This is a genomic window from Streptomyces sp. NPDC050315, assembly GCF_040655775.1.
In the GTDB taxonomy this organism is placed as follows: Bacteria; Actinomycetota; Actinomycetes; order Streptomycetales; family Streptomycetaceae; genus Streptomyces.
In genome coordinates this window covers 57,554-73,165 of record NZ_JBFAKN010000012.1, presented here as the reverse complement: position 1 = coordinate 73,165, position 15,612 = coordinate 57,554, and the positions used below count along the sequence as shown (strand labels likewise).

Here is a 15,612-nt window from a genome sequence, read left to right as displayed (position 1 = left end):
TCCCACTCGGGCGCACGGCAGGCAGAGGGGCGAGCACGACATGGCCTTGGGATATGTCAGGGATCAGCAGGCCGGCGGACTGCCCCTGGAAGTCACGGGTTTCGTCGGGCGGGATCAGGAACTACGAGAAATCGGTGCGCTGTTCGACAAGGCCCGGCTGGTGTCGCTCATCGGCCCCGGCGGAGTCGGCAAGACGAGACTCGCGCTGCGGACCGCCCGTACCGCGCTGCCGTCCTTCCCCGACCGCGCCTGCTTCGTCGAACTGTCCTCCCTGCACGACCCGGTACTGCTGCCGCACACCGTGGCGGCGGCGCTCGGCCTGTCCGAGCAGGGCGACCGTGACCCGGTGGGCCTGCTCGTCTCCTACCTCGCCCACAAGCGGCTGCTGCTCGTCCTGGACACCTGCGAGCACCTGCTGGACGCCTGTGCGATGCTCGCCGAACTGATGCTGCGGACGGCGCCCGGCGTCACGGTGCTGGCCACCAGTCGTCAACCCCTGGACGTCCCGGGCGAGTTCGTCTATCCGATCACACCGCTGCCCACCGACCGCGAGGCCGTGCAGCTGTTCGCCGAGCGGGCCGCCGCCGTCGTACCGGGCTTCGCCGTCACCGAGGCCAACCGCAAGGACGTCACCGCAGTCTGCCGCCGGCTGGACGGGATGCCGCTGGCGATCGAGCTGGCCGTGGTGCGGCTGCGAGTGCTCTCGCTCAGCGATCTGGCCGCCCGGCTGGAACACCGGTTCCAGGCGCTGACCGGCGGCCGCCGCGGTGCCGTGCCCCGGCACCGGACCCTGCAGGACGCCATCGACTGGAGCCACGACCTGTGCACCCCGCGGGAGCAGCTGCTGTGGCGGCGGCTGTCGGTCTTCGCCGGGGAATTCGACGCCGAAGCCGCCGAGGCCGTGTGCGGTGGCGGTGAGCTGCCCGCCGAGGACGTACTGGAGCAGCTCATCGGGCTGGTCGACAAGTCGGTGGTACTGCGCATCGAAGCGGAGCAGACGCGCTACCGGCTGCTGGACACGCTGCGCGAGTACGGTGCCGAGCGGCTGACGCAGAGCGGCGAGGAGGAGGCGTACCGCCGGGCGCACTTCGATTACTTCGCGGCGTTCGCCGGGCGCGCCGACCGGCCCTTCCACAGTGACCGGCAAGCGGAGCACCTGCGGGCCCTCGCGCGCTGGCTGCAGAACTTCCGTATCGCCATGGAGTACGGCACCGCCACCGACGACCCCGAACTGGCGTTGCGCGGCCTGGACCTGGCAACCCGGCTGTGGACACACTGGATCATGACGGGCCGGATGCAGGAGGGCGCCCGCTGGCTCGAGCGCGGCCTGGCCAACGTGCAGCAGGACTGCCCCGAGCGCGTCGAGGCACTGCACCGCCTCGCCTGGATCCTGATGGTCCTGGGACAGTGCGACGCGTCCGAGCCGTACGTCCTGGAAGCACTGGCCATGGCCGAACGGACGGGCGACCGCCGAGGTGTTGCGTACGCGACCGAGTTCCGCGGCTGTCTGGCGCTGTTCCGCGAACAGTTGGCGGAGGCGCACAGCCACCTCGACGAGGCCCGCCGCGCCTTCCGCGCGCTGCGCGACCACGACGGGCTGGCCATCACCTGCTTCATCCAGACCTTCGGCGCGGCGCTGGTCGGCGACGTCGAGCGCGCGTGGGAGGTGTCCGGGGAGGGCCTGCGGGCGTTGGAGTCGGCGCCCGGCGAGTGCTGGACGCGCAGTTACTGTCTGCTGTACCGGCAGCTGGCGTTGTGGATGGCGCGCGCGGACTCCCGGGCCGGGGAACGCGACCGGCTCGGTCGCGAGGCACTGGCCCTGAAGCTGGCCGTGAACGACCGCCTCGGTGCGGCGATCACCATGGAACTGCTGGCCTGGTCCGCCGCCCGGTCGCAGCGCTTCGAGCGCGCGGCCTGGCTGCTGGGCTCCGCAGAGGCGTTCTGGACCAGGATCGGCGGCGTGCGACTGTTCAACGTGCCGATCCTCAACGCGGAACGCGACACGGCCGTCAGCGCGGCGCGCACCGCACTGGGCGAATCCGTATACGGAGAGCTGCACGCCCGGGGCGCGGCGCTCGACCTCGCGGAATCCGTGGCGTACGCGGTGCGGGATACCGATGCCCTCCCCGGCACGCTCTCGGCCCCGTCCACGTCGCACCCCGCGCCCGGCACTGCGGCGCTACCTGCCGCGGACCGCACCACCGCCCGCCCGCCGGGCCTCACCCACCGCGAACGTCAGGTGGCCGCTCTGGTCGCCGAGGGCCTGACCAACCGACAGATCGCGGAACGCCTGGTCATCTCCAAACGCACGGCCGATGCCCACGTGGAACACATCCTGAACAAACTCGGCCTCACGTCGCGCACGCAGATCACGGGGTTGGAGTGAGAACGAGGCCGTCGCGATGCGGGAGGCCGGCAGCGCCGGAGCGGGTCGGCACCTGGGGCGCCGCCCCGCTCCATGCGTTGCTCATCGGCCCGTTACGGTCGATCAGGCGGTGACGGCCTGGTAGAGGCCGCGGCCGGCCCGCTGGGCCCGGGAGGAGGCGACCAGGCGGTCCAGGGTGCTGCGCACGGTGTTGATGGCGGCCGTGGTCTGAGCACGCCCCACGGCCTCGGCGACATCCCGCGCCCGGACCGGGCTGCTGCCGATCTCCTTCAGTGCCGCCAGGACCTGGTCGGTGAGCCCGCTGCTGTCCTTGGCGTCCTTGGCATCCTTGGCCGTTGCGGCAGAGGTGCTCTCCTTCGCCGCCTTGCCCTTGGCCGCCGTGCTCTTCGCCGCGGTGCCCTTCTCGGCCTTCTCCGCCTTCTCCGTCTTGGCCTTGCCGTTCTTGGCCGAGGCGGTGGACTTTCCGGCGGTGCGGCTCTTCCGCTCCGAAGCGGCAGCCGACTTCGCCGGGCTCTTACGGGCGGCAGTGGCGGGTGCCTTGCGGGGCTTGGGCACAACGGGAGCCGGGGCGACGTCCGCCTCGGGCGCCTGGACCGTCTCGGCAGTGGTTTCGCTCGCCGGCTCGACGGCCGCGGGAGCGGGCTCGGCTTCGGTGGTGGTGCCGGCGACCGGCTCGGGGGCCTGCTCAGCGGGCTGCGGCGCGGATTCGGCAGTGGACAGCGCCTGCAGTGCGTTGAGGGCGGTGCGTACGGAATCCAGTCGCGTGGTGACGGCGGCCAGTTCCTTTTCCAGCGTCTGCTGCTGCGCCTCCAGTCGGGGAAGTTCGGCCTGCAGCAGGTCCGTTGTGGCGGCGATGCTGCCAGGTGTGCTGACGGTAGTGGTCATGTGGTGCCTTTCTGCTTCGGCCGGCCAGGTATCTGTTTGTGCTGCCGGACGCTGGATGTACTTGTGTGGGTCTGGGCTCACTGGCCCGCCACGGCAATGCCGGTCAGGAGCTTCGCCGGAAGCAGTTCTGCGGCGACGGCGTTTCACCATGATGCCGAAGTCGTTGAGTATAAGGTCCCACTTGGCTTGAGCAAGACCGTTACCAACCACGTACCCACGCTCTGGAATTGTGGCGACACCGCGATCGAGTTGATGACAGCCCACCACGCCCTGACCGCAAACGGCCTGCGGTCATGATGCCATCCGTATCGAACGAAGCCCTCGCCGCCCTCAGCACCGGGTTACCGAACATCCCGCAGGCACACTCCCGACCGGCTTCCGAACACACTCGTACGGAGTAATCCCGCAAGACCTGGATGGCCTTTCAGCGGACGAATTATGGCCGGAGAATGTACGTCCGAGTGGGTCCGCAGTGGGTTTCACCCATCCCGTTTTACGTGGCGGGCGCCGGGAGTTCCGGAGTGGTGCCGGGCTCTTCCTCGGGTGGGGCGGGGGAGTCGGGCGCCGGTGTGTCCGGGGGGACGGAAGTCGTCGGCGGCTCTGTGGAGGGGGAGGGCGTTGGGGTTGTTGGGGAGGGGGGTGTCGTTTCCGTGGACGGGCACGGCGAGGACGGGGACTCGGTGGGCGGGCAGGTCGAGGAGGGGGAGTCGGAGGGAGTTTTGGCGGGCGGCGGGGTGACCGGGGTGTCCTTCGCGCCCGTTTCATCGCCTGCGGTGCGCTTGAACCAGGCGCCTGTGTCCATGTCGACGAGGGTGAAGCTGTCGACCTCGGTGGTGGATTGCTGCACGGCCACCACGTCCGACTGCCGGTACGTCGGCCAGGGCTTGCCGACCGGCTTCGGTGTTTCCTTGACGGCCACCGGCGGCAGTAGTGGGTTGCCGCAGGCGCAGCGCACGCGTGGCACTCCGCGCGAGTCGATCAGTACGGCCGTGCCGGCCTGCAGGACCGACTGGTAGGCGGTGGCCTTGCCGTCCTTGAAGCCGTGGTTGGTGACCCGGGTGTCCTGGCGCAGCTGTACGGGGGTCAACGACCGCAGATAGGACGGTACGTCACGCTGGGCGATGCCCTCGGTGTCGGCGAACGCCTTGGCCTTGGCCGGCTCGCCCTGCAGGAAGTCGATCTGCTTCTCGACATCACAGCTCGGCGTGGCACGACTGCCGCCGTACAGGCCCGGCGCCGAGCCCTCGATGCTGGTCGTGCCGCCGGTGTCACCGGACGGTGCGGTCGGCGTCGCGGTCGGCGACGCGGGCGCGCTGGAGTCCTTGGCCGTCGACTTGGTGAAGGGGTCCTTGCCCTCGGCCGCGGCCGGCTGGAGGAAGACCTCGCCCGAGCCGGTACCGCCGTCCGGGCGTGTGAGAAAAACGGTCAGGGCCACGGCCGCGACGATGACGGCGGTGATGAGCGCGACGCGGGACGAGGAGCGCCACCAGGGCTTGCCACCGCCGGGGCGCGCGCCGGCGGCCCCACCGGCCGCACCGCCGGAGCCACTGCCGGTGCCACCGCCGCCGGGGCCACCCCCACCGGGACCAGGACCGCCCGATCCACCGGATCCGCCCGACCCACCGGTCCCGCCCGGCCACTGCCCGGAACCGGAGCCGGCGCCGGAGCCCACCTGTGTCGGCTCATGGTCCGGCTCGGAAGGCGTCCCCGCGGACGGCCCTGATGCCGGGCCCGGGGAGGGGCCCGACGGCTGCCCCGACGACGGCCCGGAGAGCGGACCCGACGGCGGACCGGATGGCGGACCCGACGGTGGGCCAGTGGGGTGGCTGTCGGGCGGTGGTTGCGATGTCACGGGACGGTCCTTCTTCCCCTGCATGTCGGGCGTCGACCGCGTGGACCATCCGGCGAGCCGAATTCACCCGTTTATTCCCTCATTACGCCATTGTGTGCTCGCGCCCGGCGCCGTCCGCAAGCGGGGCGGCGCGCTCGTACTTACCGTGGTGAACGCGGTAGCCGAGGGTGAGCGCGTTCCTCACAACGAGGAGTGCGGGGCGAGCAGTGAGGAGACAGCGTGAGCCGGATGCGAGAAGCGCTCGCCGCGGCGGGCGCGGGCATCGTGGCCATGATCGTGGTCGCCGCGCTCGGACTGTGGGCGGCGGGCGCGGCGGACCTGCCCGGCGGGGCGTTCCCCCGAGTGGTCGCGGCCGTTGTCGTCATCGCGGCCGGCGGCTCGGTCGCGCTCTCCGGTGACACGGGCGTCCTCGCCCAGGCGGACGCCGCCATCGATGCCGTACCACTGTCGGTGACGCTGGCCGGCGCGCTGGTCACGGGTGTCGTCTTCCTGCGACCGCTGCGCCACCGGGCGGTGGCCACCACCGGCGAACTGCTCGACCGCATCGCCCGTACGGCCGCATGCTGGCTGCTGTTCCTCCTGATCCTCGCCCTGCTCGCGCGCCACCGCTTCCGGATCTCCACCGGCAACGACCTCGCCGAGGAGATCGGAGCGGAGCTCGGCGCGCTCCCCACCGTCCAGTTCCGGGCCGATGTCCCCGCGACACTCGGCTTCGGGTTGTTGTGGGTGCTGGCCGTTCTCGCGCTCACGTTCATCGTGTCGCGCAAGGCGCCGCTCTCCTCCCGGCTGCTCCACTTCCAGCAGTCCGTACGGCCACCCGCCTTCGCCATGCTCGTGGTATTGCTCGCCTACACGGCGATCGGGCTGGTCATCGGTGTGGTCCTGCTCTTCACCCGCGGGCACCCCGCCGAGACCCTCGCCGTCCTGCTCCTCGGGCTGCCGAACCTGGTCTGGATGGCGTTGGGGATCGGCATCGGCGGTGCCTGGGTGGGGCATGTCGACAAGGCGATCGGACTGCCCATGCCGGGCGTCCTCGACCAGGTGCTGCGTACTCGCAGTGGGCAACGGACGCTGGACCTCGGCGCGGTCGCGGAGCACGACGGGCGCGCCTGGCTGCTCGTGGCGGTGGCGGTCGTGGTGCTGCTCGCCGCCGCCTTCACCGCGGCGGTACGGTCCCCGGCCAGGCTGCCGGCCTGGCGGCATGCGCTGGAGATGGCCGCGGCCCTGGCGCTCACCCTGCTCGTCGTCGGACTGCTCACCCGCATCTCCGCGCATTACGGGATCTCCGTGATCGGCATCGGGGACCTCGGCGGCGGACTGGGCGGTGAGGTCCTCCTGCGGCCGGAACTCCTCCGGCTGGTCGCCGCCGGCGCCGTCTGGGGCCTGGTCGCCGGGTTCCTCGGCAGCCTGCTGGCGCGTTACGTACGGCATCCCGGCGACGTACGGGACGCGCGGCCGCGGGACGAGGGCGCGCCCCGGTGAATTCACCCGGCGCGCCCCGGAAACACCGGCGCAGCCCACTCCGGTGGCGGTGGCGGAGCCGTGTAGCGCGGCACCCCGCCGTACGCCTCCGGACCCGCGTCCACCCGCGTCGGGGCGTGCCCCTGTGCCGGGCGGACCGCGGCGGGCGACGCCGTCCGCCCGGCCGTACGCAACGCCGTCACAAACCCGCGGCAGGTGTCGTAGCGGTCACCGGGCGCCTTGGCCAGGGCCTCGGCCAGTACGGCGTCGACGGCCGGCGGCAGGTCGGGCCGCAGGCTCGTCAGCGCCGGCGCGGCATCGAACTGGTGCGCCCAGAGCAGCGCCATGTCGTCATCGCGCCGGAACGGCGGTGCCCCGGTCAGCATCTCGAAGACGACGCAGGCCAGGCTGTACACATCGCAGCGGCCGTCCACCGGGCGCCCCGAGATCTGCTCGGGCGCCACATAGTCCAACGTGCCAACGAACTGCCCGACGCGCGTGAAACCCGTCAGGGACAGTGACTTCTTCGTCAGCCCGAAGTCGGTCAGATACACATGCTCCGGGTGGTCGCTGTCGGTGCCGTCGGCCACCAGGATGTTGCCCGGCTTGACGTCCCGGTGCACGAGGTCGTGCGCATGGGCGGCGTCCAGCGCGGAGGCCACTTGCAGGGCGATGCGGCAGGCGGTCTCCAGTGGCAGCCGGCCGTCGCGGTCGAGCAGGGCCCGCAGATCGCGCCCCTCGACGTACCGCATGGCGATGTACAGCACCCCGTCGGTCTCGCCCGCCTCGAAGACCGGCACGATGTGCGGATGGTCGATCGCCGCGGCCACCCTCGACTCGTGCGCGAAGCGCTGCCGGAAGGTGTCGTTGCGCGCCAGTTCGGGTGCCAGCAGTTTCACCGCGACCGTACGGCCCAGCCGCAGGTCCTGCGCCCGGTAGACGACCGCCATGCCGCCGCGGCCGAGCTCGTCCTCCAGCAGATACCCGGCGATACGGTGCCCGCGCAGCCCGGTCCCGGCCCCGGAGACACTCACGGCTCAACCTCCCGGTACGAAACGGCCGACGCGCCCGCCCCCGGTGACCCCGCCGCGGGATCCTGCGAAGGCTCCCGCTCCACCGCGTACGTCTCCAGCGTCCCCCCGTCGCAGTAACACCACCGCTCGTGCCGCGCGTCGTACACCCAGACCGCCTCGCCGTCCACGACCACCCCCACCCGCGTGCCCCGCGTCCGCTCCGCGAAGGACGCGCCGTCCAGCCGCCCCGCGGTCAACTCCCCGATCAGCCGTCGGTACCGGCTCAGCTCCTCCTCGACCGCGCCCAGCAACGGCCGCGGGTCCGCGGTCCTGGCGGCGGCCTGCCCGGCGGCCGGCGGGCCGTGCGGCACCGGCAGCAGCAGCCGCCCGTCCACCCACGCCGACCAGCCGTTGGAACACAACGCCAACGCCCAGTCCCCCCGCCGTTCGACGACCTGGACGGGCAGCAGGGGATCGAGCCGCACACCCGGCCACGCGGCATCCGGCGTCGACCACGTCGTCAGGCCGTCCGGCGGGACGACATGGCTGGGGAGGAAGTCGGGGACGGTCACAGGCGGCTCCTCGGCGCTCCGTACGGCACGGAGTGCTCGCATACCGACAGAGGGCTACTTGCGCATGATCTCGGGCTCGCGCCGCCGCAGCAGCTTGGCCACCAGGAATCCGAGGATCAGCGAGAGCACGATCAACATGCCCATGTCGAGCAGCCAGATCCCCGCCTGGTGCCGGAAGAGTGGGTCGGCGGTGATGCCCTGCGGCACGATGCGGTGCAGATCGATGGTGCCCGCCATGGCGCCCAGCGCCCACCGCGACGGCACCAGCCACGCCAGCTGTTCGAGGACCATGACACCCTGCAGTTTGAGCAGCGCACCGCAGAACACGACCTGCACGATCGCGAGGAGTACCAGCAGCGGCATGGTGACCTCCTCCTTCCGCACGAGCGCCGACACGAACAGGCCGAGCATCATCGCGGTGAAGGCCAACAGGGCGACGGCGAGGGTGATTTCGATGAGCGGTGGCAGCAACACCCCTTTTCCGTCCGGCGCGTTCAGTTCGACGCCGAACAGCGCCACCATGGTCAGCACCACCGCCTGGACGACCGTGATCGTCCCCAGCACCAGCACCTTGGACATCAGATACGCCGATCTGGACAGGCCGACGGCTCTCTCCCGTTGGTAGATCGTGCGTTCCTTGACCAGTTCGCGTACGGCGTTGGCGGCGCCCGTCAGCACCGCGCCGACACACAGGATCAGCAGTGCGTTGAGAGCGGAGTCCCGGGTGAGCGCGCTGCCCGCCAGGGCGTGCGCCATCGCTCCCATCACGAACGGCAACGCGACCATGATGACCAGGAACGTACGGTCGGCGGTCAGCGCCGCCGTGTAACGCCGAACGAGCGTACGCAGCTGCGCGCCCCAGCTCTGCGAGGTGGGCGCGGGGACCGGGCCGCGCGGGGCCTCGGGGGCGCGCCGGGGCTGATGGGATTCCGCCGCCACATAGCGCCGGTGGACCGGTGAGGCGGCGAACTGCCCCGCCCAGTCCCGGTCCGTGTCGTTCTCGAATGCCTCGAACGCCTCCGGCCACTGCTCGAAACCGAAGAAGGCGAGGGCGTCCGCCGGCGGCCCGTAGTACGCGATCGTGCCGCCCGGCGCGAGGACGAGCAGCCGGTCGCAGACGTCCAGGCTGAGCACGCTGTGGGTGACGACGATGACCGTACGGCCGTCGTCCGCCAGCCCGCGCAGCATGTGCATCACCGAGCGGTCCATGCCCGGGTCGAGGCCGGAGGTCGGCTCGTCGAGGAAGAGCAGCGACGGCTTCGTCAGCAGCTCCAGAGCCACGCTCACGCGCTTGCGCTGGCCGCCGGAGAGCGAGTGGATCGGTTGGTTCTTCCGCTGGTCCAGCCCCAGTTCGTGGATGACTTCATCCACCCGTGCCTGTCGCTCGGCCTTCGCGGTGTCCTCGGGGAAGCGCAGTTTCGCGGCGTAACCGAGGGCGCGGCGCACGGTCAGCTGGGAGTGCAGGATGTCGTCCTGCGGTACGAGCCCGATGCGCTGCCGCAGCTCGGCGTAGTCCCGGTACAGGTCGCGGCCGTCGTACAGCACCGTGCCCTCGTCGGCGGGCCGCAGCCCCGTCAGCGCGTTGAGCAGCGTCGATTTGCCCGCACCGCTCGGCCCGACCACCGCCAGCAGTGTCTTCTCGCCCACCGGGAAGGACACCCGCCCGAGCAGTGTCTTCCGCCCCTTGTCCACCCGTACGGCCAGCTCCTGCACGTCCAGCGACACCTCACCGGTGTCGATGAATTCCTGCAGCTCCTCGCCCACCAGCACGAACGCGGAGTGGCCGATGCCGACGATGTCGCCGGGGACGACCGGGGCGCGGGTCACCGGCCGGCCGTTGAGATACGTACCGTTGTTACTGCCGAGATCGACGATCTCGTACCCCTCCGGACCCGCCCGCAACTCCGCGTGCCGACGCGAGACGATGAGGTCCTCGACGACCAGGTCGTTGTCGGGCGCCCGGCCGATGCGGGTGGTCCGCGCCGAGGGCAAGGGGCGTACGGAGCTCGGCTGCCGGAAGGTGCGGGTGGCGGCGGGGTACGGGACGGCGTTGACGGCGGACGGCCGCTCGGCGGCCCGCTCCGGTCGCGGTACACCGCTGAGCACCGCACAGGGGCCATCGGCCGGGTTGCCGAACCTGATCACACTGCCGGGACCCACGTCCCACTGGTGCACCCGCCGCCCCTCGGTGTACGTACCGTTGGTGCTCTCCTCGTCCTCCACCACCCAGTGGCCGTCCGTGGTCCGCAGCACCGCGTGATGCCAGGAGACCCGGGCGTCCGCCAGTACCACCTCGCTCGCGGGATCGCGCCCCACGTGGTACGTGCGGAACGGGCTCAGCACCTGGCTGCCGCCCCCGGCTTCGACGACGAGCTCAGGCGCGGTAGCAGCATCCGACCGCTCAGCCATACCAAGGATTTTACGACCGCAACCGGGCTCCCGCCTGTCCAGGAACGCCACTCACAGGGGTGTCCTATAGTGCCGCGCATGCTCAGAACACACCCCTGCCGCGCTGCCGCCCGACCGGGCACCGGGCGGGTCACGCCATGACGTTGAATCAGCTGAAGGCTTTTGTCGAGGCCGAGCGGCTCGGTTCGTTCACCGGCGCGGCCGCCGCCATGGAGATCGCGCAGGCGTCCGTGTCGGAGCTCGTACGGCGCCTCGAAGAGGAACTGGACGCCGTACTGTTCGTCCGCGGCAGCCGCCGGCTCACCCTCACCGCGGCCGGGCGGGAACTGCTGCCGTACGCACAGGAGACGTTGCGGGCGGCGGACGGCGGGGTAAAGGCGGTGCGGTCCCTCGGATCGCTGGGCGGTGGCACGGCGACGCTCGGTGTGTTGCGCAACGCGGACTACTACCTGCTCGCCAACCTCGCGCAGACCTTCCACGCCCGGTACCCCGCCGTGCGCGTACGCCTCGTGGGGCAGAACTCCGCCGAGACGGCCCACGCGGTCGCCGCCGGGAAGATCGAGGCCGGACTGGTGGTACTGCCGATCGACGACGAGGGACTCGTGGTGCGGCCGCTCATGCGGGACGAGGTCTTCTACGTCACCGCGGACCCGGAACGCGCCGCAGCCCCCGTGACCATCGAAGCCTTCGCCGCGGCACCGCTCGTGCTGTACGACGCCCACTACGGCTGGCAGGACCCGACCCGGCGGCAGATCGCCGAGCGCGCCCAGCTGGCCGGCGTGCGGGTGGAACCGCTGATGGAACTGGAGTGGGTCGAGGCCGCGCTGAAGCTTGCGGCCGCCGGGGTGGGCGACACGATCGCCAGCCGCGCGGTGATCGACAGCCCCGGCTTCCCCGCAGGACTGCACACCGCGCCCTTCGCCGAGCCGTTGTACGACACCATCGCGCTGGTCCGGCGCCAGGGGCATCCGCTCTCCCGGGCCACCCGGGAACTCGCCCGGCTCGCGGAGGACACGATCCGTGAGCTGAACGCCGAAGTCCACGGCTGAGGCGCAAGCGGGATGCATAGGGAAACCCTGTAGGAGCTCCAGGAATCACTCACCTAGTCCTGTGGCTGAGCCGCGTCTACGGTCCCTGACATGCAGATCACGCAGCACGAAGCAGAAGCCCTCGCCCCGTTCCAGTGGCTCAAGAAGCCGGCCGTCGACGGCCCTCCCGCGCAGCGCGACCCCAAGGTCGTCGAGCGCGTCTCGGAGATGCTGTCCACCATCGAGCGCAAGGGCCTCGACGCCGTCCGCGCGTACGCCGAAGAGCTCGACGGCTGGTCCGGCGACCTGGAGATCGGCGCCGAGGAGCTCAAGAAGTCCGGCGACGCCCTGCCGCCCGACGTCCGCACCGCGCTCGAAATGGGCTACGAGCGGACGCACCGCTTCGCCTCCGCCCAGCGCGAGCACCTCACCGACTTCGAGATCGAGCTCGCCCCCGGGGTGAAGGGCGGCCAGCGCTACGTACCGGTCACCCGGGTCGGCGCCTACCTCCCGGCCGGCCGCTTCCCCCTGCTGGCCAGCGCTTTCATGACCGTCGGCGTCGCCAAGGCGGCCGGTGTGCCCACCGTCGTGGCGTGCACCCCGCCGTCCGGTGAGCACGGCGCCCACCCGGCCGTGCTGTACGGCGCGTACCTCTCGCAGGCCGACCGGGTCTTCGCGGTCGGCGGAGTACAGGCCCTGGGCGCCCTGGCCTTCGGGCTGCTCGGCGAGGCCCCCGTCGACATGCTGGTCGGCGCCGGCAACGCCTTCGTCACCGAGGCCAAGCGGCAGCTGTTCGGCCGCGTCGGCATCGACCTGCTCGCCGGGCCGTCCGAGGTGGCCGTCATCGCCGATGACACCGCCGATGCCGAGTGGGTCGCCGCGGACCTGCTCGGCCAGGCCGAGCACGGACCCAACTCCCCGGCCGCGCTGATCACCACCTCCGAGGAGCTGGGCCGCAAGGTCATCGCCGAGGTCGACCGGCAGCTCGAAACGCTCACCACCCGGGAGATCGCCGGCGCCGCCTGGCGCGACTACGGCTCCGTCATCGTCGTACGCAACGCCGACGAGGCCGTCGCGGTAGCGGACGTCATCGGCCCCGAGCACCTGGAGATCCAGACCGAGGACGACGACTTCTACCTGCGGAATCTGACCAACTACGGTTCGTTGTTCCTCGGTCCCTGGAGCACGGTGGCCTACTCCGACAAGGGCATCGCGGGCACCAACCACGTACTGCCGACGGGCAAGACCTCCCGTTACAACGCGGGCCTCTCGGTCTCCCGCTTCCTCAAGCCGCTGACCTACCAGCGGGCCGCCAAGGAGGGCACGGCCGCCCTGGCCCCCGCCGTCGAGCGGATCTCCGCCTTCGAGGGCCTGGCGGCCCACGGAGCCACCGCCACCCTGCGCATTGACAGAATCGGCCGGCGCTCGGAAGCTTTCGACTCCGTCCCCACGGCCCTGCGCGACCAGCTCTGACCTCGAATGCCCCGCCTCCACGGCAGCCGGGGAGGCGGGGCCCGGCACACTCCCCCGAGGACACCCATGCAACACGAGTCACCCGTTCCGCCGCCGTCCGGCGGCCCCGGCAGAGCAGAACTCACCCAGGGTCTCAAGGGCCGCCAGATCACCATGATCTCCATCGGGGGAGTGATCGGAGCCGGACTGTTCGTCGGTTCGTCCACCGCCGTCGCCACCGCGGGCCCGGCCGTCCTCCTCTCGTTCCTCGCCGCCGCGGCCCTGGTGGTCCTGGTCATGCAGATGCTCGGCGAGATGGCCGTCGCCAACCCCGACACCGGCTCCTTCTCCACCTACGCCGACCGGGCCCTGGGACGCTGGGCCGGATTCTCCATCGGCTGGCTCTACTGGTGGTTCTACGTCCTCGTCATCCCGATCGAAGCCATCGCCGCGGGCGAGGTCCTCGGGGGACTGGCCGGCGTGCCCAGCTGGATCCCCGCGTTCGCGGTCATCGTCGTACTGGCCGGCACCAATCTGCTCGCCGTCCGCAACTACGGCGAGTTCGAGTACTGGTTCGCCCTGCTGAAGGTCATCGCGATCGTGGGCTTCCTCGTCCTCGGCGTCCTCGCGATGCTCGGCCTGCTGCCCGGCTCCGGCACCAGCGGGGTGTCGAACCTCTGGAGCAACGGCGGCTTCGCGCCCAAGGGCGGCATCGCCGTCCTCGCCGCCCTGCTCACCGCGATGTTCAGCTTCCAGGGCAGCGAGATCGTCACCATCGCCGCCGCGGAGTCGGAGGAGCCGAAGAAGAACATCAAGAAGGCCATCAAGGCCGTCGTCTGGCGCCTCGGCCTTTTCTACCTCGGCTCGATTCTCATCGTGGTCAGCCTGGTGCCCTGGAACGCCGAAGGGCTGGCCGCCGGCTCGTACCAGGCCGTCCTGGAGCGCATGAACATCCCGGGCGCGCGCCAGATCATGGACGTGGTCGTCGTCATCGCGGTCTGCAGCTGCCTGAACTCGGCGATCTACACCGCCTCCCGCATGGCCTTCTCCCTGGCCAAGCGGGGTGACGCCCCGGCGTCCTTCGCCGCCGTCTCCCGCGGCGGCGTGCCCCGCAACGCGGTCGCCGCATCCACCGTCGTCGGCATCGTCGCGGTGACCGCCAACTACCTCCTGCCGAAGATCTTCACGTATCTGCTGGCGTCCAGCGGAGCGATCGCACTGATGATGTACCTGGTCATCGCGGTCACCCAGTACGCCACCCGGCGCCGGCAACAGGAGACGGCCGAAGTGCGGATGTGGCTGTTCCCCTACCTCACCGTCGCGACGATCGTCTTCATCGCGGGAGTGCTGCTCCTCATGGCGATCCTCCCCGGCCACCGGCTCGAACTGTGGCTCTCGTTCGGCCTCGCCGCGGTGCTTGTCACGGTGGGATTCCGGCTCCAACGGAAGCAGGGGAGTGGGTCCGGCAGCAGCGGCCTCACCGAGGGGAGAGGGGCGCGTGCGTGGCCCGCGGGACGAATTCCGTAGGCAGCACGAGGCGCTCCCCGGCCGGGTCGGCCTCGCCGGTGATCCGGCGCACCAGCAGCCGGGCCGCCTGGCGGGCCAGTTCCCGCAGGTCGTGGCGGACCGTGGTCAGCCGGAACACCTCCCAGTCCGCCATCGGGAGGTCGTCGAAGCCGATCACCGTCAGGTCGTCCGGCACCCGCAGCCCGGCCGCGAGGGCCGCGTTGAGCACGCCGATGGCGACCACGTCGTTGCCGCAGAACACCGCCGTGGGCGGCTCGTCGGCGGCCAGCAGCCGGGGGAGTGCCGCGTACCCCGTGTCGTACTCGAACGCCCCGCGGACGACACGGCTGTCCGGCAGCCCTATCCCCTCCTCGGCCAGCGCCAGCCGGAAGCCGAGCTCGCGGTCCCGGCCGGTGGTCGTATTGGACGAGCCGAAGATGCCCGCGATGCGGCGGTGTCCCAGCTCGGCGAGGACACCGGCCACCAGCCGGCCGCCGCCTTCGTTGTCCACGACGGACGCGTAGTCGCCCGGCTGTCCGGTGTCGCGATTGAGAAATACATACGGGATGCCGCGGCGGTCCAGCTGGGCCGGCAGCCGTGACTCGGTGGTCGCGGTGGCCAGTACCACCCCGTCCAGGGACTGATCCAGGAGGTTCTCGCCCGCCACCGCCTCGTCGGACCGCTCCGTGATCAGCATCATCCGGTAGCCGAGGGCCTGGAGCTCGTCGTGCAGCGGGGCGACGACGTGCGGGTAGAACGGGTTCGTCAGGTCGGTGACGATCACACCGATGCGCCGCGTCGAGCGGGTGGACAGGGTCCGCCCGGCCTCGCTGGGAACGTAGTTCAGCGCCTGCGCGGCCCGCCGGACCTTCTCCCGGGTGGCCGCCGACACCCGGTGGTCGTCACGGAGCGCGCGGGACACCGTGGCCTGCGATACGCCCGCCAGTCTCGCCACGTCGTGACTCGTGATCGTCATCGGTCGTCCTCATCCCCTCGTCCGGTGCTCCGGTGCGTCGTAGATGAAGCATACGTCTGCAACCCATCAGCA

General features: G+C 71.1%; 11 protein-coding genes. 5 read left to right on the top strand and 6 right to left on the bottom strand.

What is annotated here, in order from left to right; all coding sequences use genetic code 11:
• The first annotated feature begins 40 nt into the window (after positions 1-40).
• Entirely contained in the window at positions 41-2,386 is a 2,346-nt protein-coding gene (locus tag AB0I82_RS33470; protein WP_363261240.1) for a LuxR C-terminal-related transcriptional regulator, read from the top strand.
• A gap of 102 nt (positions 2,387-2,488) precedes the next feature.
• On the opposite strand, the gene AB0I82_RS33465 is transcribed toward AB0I82_RS33470, so the two are convergent.
• Both AB0I82_RS33465 and AB0I82_RS33460 read right to left on the bottom strand, forming a co-directional pair.
• Positions 2,489-3,271: a hypothetical protein gene (locus AB0I82_RS33465; RefSeq protein WP_363261239.1), complete on the bottom strand. Its 783-nt coding sequence runs from the start codon at positions 3,269-3,271 to the stop codon at positions 2,489-2,491.
• Positions 3,272-3,764: 493 nt separating this feature from the next.
• Positions 3,765-4,943: a DUF6777 domain-containing protein gene (locus AB0I82_RS33460; RefSeq protein ID WP_363261238.1), complete on the bottom strand. Its 1,179-nt coding sequence runs from the start codon at positions 4,941-4,943 to the stop codon at positions 3,765-3,767.
• A gap of 408 nt (positions 4,944-5,351) precedes the next feature.
• Between AB0I82_RS33460 and AB0I82_RS33455 the strand changes: the two genes are divergently transcribed.
• Entirely contained in the window at positions 5,352-6,605 is a 1,254-nt protein-coding gene (locus AB0I82_RS33455; RefSeq protein ID WP_363261341.1) for a streptophobe family protein, read from the top strand.
• Between the two features lie 2 nt (positions 6,606-6,607).
• On the opposite strand, the gene AB0I82_RS33450 is transcribed toward AB0I82_RS33455, so the two are convergent.
• Genes AB0I82_RS33450 through AB0I82_RS33440 form a run of 3 tightly spaced genes read right to left on the bottom strand, consistent with a single transcriptional unit; the run spans position 6,608 to position 10,578 of the window.
• Positions 6,608-7,618 carry a serine/threonine-protein kinase gene (locus AB0I82_RS33450; protein WP_363261237.1) on the bottom strand — a complete coding sequence of 337 codons (1,011 nt, stop codon included), beginning with the start codon at positions 7,616-7,618 and terminating at the stop codon, positions 6,608-6,610.
• On the bottom strand, positions 7,615-8,169 hold the full coding sequence (locus AB0I82_RS33445; RefSeq protein WP_363261236.1) for a hypothetical protein: 555 nt from the start codon (positions 8,167-8,169) through the stop codon (positions 7,615-7,617). The genes AB0I82_RS33450 and AB0I82_RS33445 overlap by 4 nt, the downstream gene beginning before the upstream one ends.
• 54 nt (positions 8,170-8,223) lie before the next feature.
• A complete protein-coding gene (locus AB0I82_RS33440) occupies positions 8,224-10,578 on the bottom strand; it encodes an FHA domain-containing protein (protein ID WP_363261235.1) in 2,355 nt (784 codons plus the stop codon).
• A gap of 137 nt (positions 10,579-10,715) precedes the next feature.
• Between AB0I82_RS33440 and AB0I82_RS33435 the strand changes: the two genes are divergently transcribed.
• The 3 genes from AB0I82_RS33435 (at position 10,716) to AB0I82_RS33425 (ending at position 14,585) form a co-directional block, all read left to right on the top strand.
• Positions 10,716-11,627 carry a LysR family transcriptional regulator gene (locus AB0I82_RS33435; RefSeq protein WP_363261234.1) on the top strand — a complete coding sequence of 304 codons (912 nt, stop codon included), beginning with the start codon at positions 10,716-10,718 and terminating at the stop codon, positions 11,625-11,627.
• 90 nt (positions 11,628-11,717) lie between these two features.
• Positions 11,718-13,079 (top strand): histidinol dehydrogenase, encoded by a 1,362-nt coding sequence (hisD, locus tag AB0I82_RS33430; protein ID WP_363261233.1) that lies wholly within the window; start codon positions 11,718-11,720, stop codon positions 13,077-13,079.
• 66 nt (positions 13,080-13,145) lie between these two features.
• A complete protein-coding gene (locus tag AB0I82_RS33425) occupies positions 13,146-14,585 on the top strand; it encodes an amino acid permease (protein WP_363261231.1) in 1,440 nt (479 codons plus the stop codon).
• On the opposite strand, the gene AB0I82_RS33420 is transcribed toward AB0I82_RS33425, so the two are convergent.
• Entirely contained in the window at positions 14,536-15,540 is a 1,005-nt protein-coding gene (locus tag AB0I82_RS33420; protein ID WP_363261230.1) for a LacI family DNA-binding transcriptional regulator, read from the bottom strand. The two genes, AB0I82_RS33425 and AB0I82_RS33420, sit on opposite strands and share 50 nt — an antisense overlap.
• Positions 15,541-15,612: the final 72 nt, after the last annotated feature.